Below are 520 nucleotides of genomic sequence, written 5' to 3'. Positions count from 1 at the left end.
AGCACCTTAAGATTTACTTAAGCACTACAAAGCACAATCTGAAGTAGAAAAAGGGTTTAGGTTTTTAAAAGATCCCTTATTTTTTGTATCATCATTATTTATCAAAAAGCCAAGTAGAATAGATGCTCTGTTGATGGTGATGACACTTTCATTGTTAGTTTATTCAATCGCGCAAAGACGAATGAGAGCGAATATGAAAAAAGAAAAAGCCACGATAGCGAATCAAATCAATAAAGAAATATCTAGCCCAACATTACGTTGGGTCTTTCAGTGTTTTGAGGGAATTAATCTACTCCAGCAAGGCGACAAAATTAGCTTGGATGGTTTTGATGAGTTCAGGGAAAAAATAATAAGGCTCATTGGTGGACATGCGTTGCATTTATATAAAATCCAAAAAGTTGCCTAGGGGTCTGATCAATGCCTGATTTAATTGCTTGAGTGCTTCTGAAAAAGTTTTTAGTTTTATTTTATAACCAAATTTTCGAAGTATTGCGTTCCTAAACTAAAACTAGACAGCGCG

Annotated in this window: 1 protein-coding gene; it reads left to right on the top strand. The window is 34.6% G+C overall.

Annotation, left to right across the window (positions count from 1 at the left end):
* The first annotated feature begins 193 nt into the window (after positions 1–193).
* The gene (locus tag CWB66_RS23225; protein ID WP_138586527.1) at positions 194–406 is read left to right on the top strand and encodes a hypothetical protein; all 213 of its coding nucleotides are present in this window, start codon (positions 194–196) and stop codon (positions 404–406) included.
* Positions 407–520 lie beyond the last annotated feature (114 nt).

Source organism: Pseudoalteromonas sp. S558 (genome assembly GCF_005886635.1).
Lineage (GTDB): Bacteria > Pseudomonadota > Gammaproteobacteria > Enterobacterales > Alteromonadaceae > Pseudoalteromonas > Pseudoalteromonas aliena.
This window is presented reverse-complemented; position numbering and strand designations above follow the sequence as displayed.